The sequence below is a fragment of the Aneurinibacillus sp. UBA3580 genome (assembly GCF_002375825.1).
Taxonomy (GTDB): Bacteria; Bacillota; Bacilli; order Aneurinibacillales; family Aneurinibacillaceae; genus Aneurinibacillus; species Aneurinibacillus danicus.
In genome coordinates this window covers 92,714-95,330 of record NZ_DFMZ01000004.1, presented here as the reverse complement: position 1 = coordinate 95,330, position 2,617 = coordinate 92,714, and the positions used below count along the sequence as shown (strand labels likewise).

Genomic DNA, 2,617 nt, shown 5'->3' with positions numbered 1-2,617 from the left:
GCCTTTTTCCCCATTGAAATCATGGTCTCGTTCTCTTCTCTCTTTCCCTTCGTACCCCAAAAGTCAGCCGCTCTTCTCATGATTTTCATGTCGGGGTTGCGGCTGAGATGCCATGGTGGTTTTCTTTATTGACTTCGCGCAGTATTACTCCTCGTCCTTTTCTTTTCCTCTATCATTTTGCTTCTCGTTTCCTTTATCTTTACCTTTGCCCTTGTCTTTGTCATCCTTTTCTTTATCTTTATCCGGCTTATGCCTGTTTTCCGGTTCAATCGTCACATCGGTTTGAGCGATAACAACGCCTTTGATTTTGACGGATATTGTGGTTGTGCCGGATTTGTGGGCATGGAGTTTGCCTTTGGCGTCAATGGTTGCGACTTCCGGATTGGAGGATTCCCACTCGATGCCCGAGCGGATTGTCCAGTAGCCAGGGAAGTCCACTTTCAGCGTAACCTGCTTTTCTTTGCCCGGCGTCAGTTTGCCCGGATGAACGATGATGTCTACATAGTTGCGAGCAAATGCGCGGATAAGAATGTCGCGGACTTCGTTATTCGGGTCAAATTCCCGCACCAGCCGCTTGCGGATCGCGATCACATCTTCTGAAGTGATGCCGATTTCGGCCAGTTTCTGACCGAGCTTCTTGAACTCGCCGTGCTTCATCATGCGGGCGATTGCATTGTTAATGATGTCGTCCAGTGGTCTGTTGATGTTCAGCATGTGGTCCATGATAATATCAGCCGCTACCTGCTTTTGCATCATCTTCGCAAACTTCAGCAGGTCTTCCTGCTTGAATTCGGTGCCGAAGACTTTGGTCCAGGTATGGTAGTGCTCTTTCTTAAATGTAAGCAGCGATTCTATCGTATCGCCCGGCGTATACAGCAAAGCGACCATGTCACGCAGCATGGCAGACGCTTCTTCGACCGTTACGTCCTTAGCCTTCAGTTTTTCTATAACTTCCGGGTTCTGAAGAATCTGATCGCGCCACCAGTCAAGCGGCTTTGCGGTTACTTGATCACGCACCTGGCGCAATTTGTCTTTTTCTGCCGGAGTCAGGGACTGAAACATAGTAATAGCGGCTTCCTTGTATCGTTGCACCTGCTTGATTTCCGACGGATTTAAGCTATTGGGCGAAGCAGCCAATGTGGAAGATGGTAGGAATGCCGCGGCGGACGGGACAGCGACAGAGATAGCGACGAGGGAAGAGACAAAACGACAGCGTAGTGTGCTTTTCATCGTGCAGAAACCTCCTTGATATGATGATCTATTGGTAAAGGAAAAAAACGGGCCATAATTAAATGAAATGAGGGAAGAAGAGTGATATACCAATAAAAAGCCCCGCAGCATAGAGGCTGTGAGGCTAGCATTTGATTACTCGTTTTCATGCGCGAAGCTATAGACTTTGTGAATCAGCACGGCGGCTTGCGCACGGTTGGCTTTTTCTTTCGGACCGAACATGCCGCCGCTCATGCCATTGAGAAGTTTTTGTTCCGTAAGGGCAGCGACATCTTTTTGCGCCCAGGAGGCAATGCGGTTTTTATCTTTAAATTGATTGAGTGTATCTGTTTTCTGCTCCGTTGTCTTTATTAGCTGTGCTGCTTCCATGGCGCGGGCCGTCATCGCGGCCATTTGCTCGCGTGTAATCGGCGCGTTCGGATCGAATTTGGTTTTGCTGACGCCGCTGACAATGCCGAGCTTAGCCGCGGTGGCAACGTCGAGTGCAAACCAATCGTTTTGCTTAATATCTGTGAATGGCGCTTTTGGCGGGTTGGATACTTTTTGATTCAGCTTAAGCGCCTGAATGAGAAGGCGCGTATATTGGGCCCGGGTAACGTTGTCCATTGGCGCGAATTTATCTTCGGCTACGCCGGCCAGGATTCCTTCTGCCACAAGCGTCTGGATGGCATCTTTGGCCCACGGCGCTTTTTCCAGATCGACAAATTTAGGTGTCGGCTTCGTACCTTGCTCCGGGTCAGCCGGTATGTCCGTAGACGGTGCAGGCGTTTCCGGTTGTTTCGGAGCTTCTGACTGTTCCGGTGTTTCCGGCTGCTCTGGCGTTTCTGGTTGCTCCGGTGTCTCCGGTTGCGCAGGAGGCGTTTCCGGGGAGTTGGTGACCTCGTCTCTGGCTTTCATGGCGTCTTCAACGGTGATATCCGCTTCCTCTACCTCTTTTTTGATTTCCTGATACTTCTGCGGATCAACGGTTTCACGCAGCGCGTCTTCCGCTACCTGCTCCAGCGGCTTGTCCGGATTCACAAGCATATCGGTCATCGCCTTCTGCTGAATCGCGGCCTTCTCTTCCGGCGTCAGCTTCTCCAGCATCTCCTTCATAACATCTTTCTTTTCTTCGCTTACGGCTGGCTCTGCCGCACTTACCTGCGGTGCTGCAACTCCGGCCACAGGCAGCGCAACCGACGCCGCTAACAGCGACATAGCCAGCTTCCGACGGAATCCACTATTTTTCTCCATAACCTTAGCCTCCCAAGTTGGAATTATCAGAAACATGTCAACAAAACCACCATAGCCGATGAGCCGCAATCCCTGCCATGAAAATCGTGGGAAGGGCGGCTGACTTTTGTGGTATGAAGGAAAAGAGAGAGAAGAACGAGACAATGATTTCAAT

The 2,617-nt window shown here is 50.5% G+C and carries 2 protein-coding genes; both read right to left on the bottom strand.

Annotated elements, in window-relative coordinates; all coding sequences use genetic code 11:
- Positions 1-144: 144 nt before the first annotated feature.
- Entirely contained in the window at positions 145-1,230 is a 1,086-nt protein-coding gene (locus tag B2899_RS00730; RefSeq protein WP_286883280.1) for an Ig-like domain-containing protein, read from the bottom strand.
- Positions 1,231-1,365: 135 nt separating this feature from the next.
- Positions 1,366-2,463, bottom strand: coding sequence for an S-layer homology domain-containing protein (locus B2899_RS00725; RefSeq protein ID WP_286883279.1), 1,098 nt, complete (start codon positions 2,461-2,463; stop codon positions 1,366-1,368).
- Between the last annotated feature and the right edge of the window lie 154 nt (positions 2,464-2,617).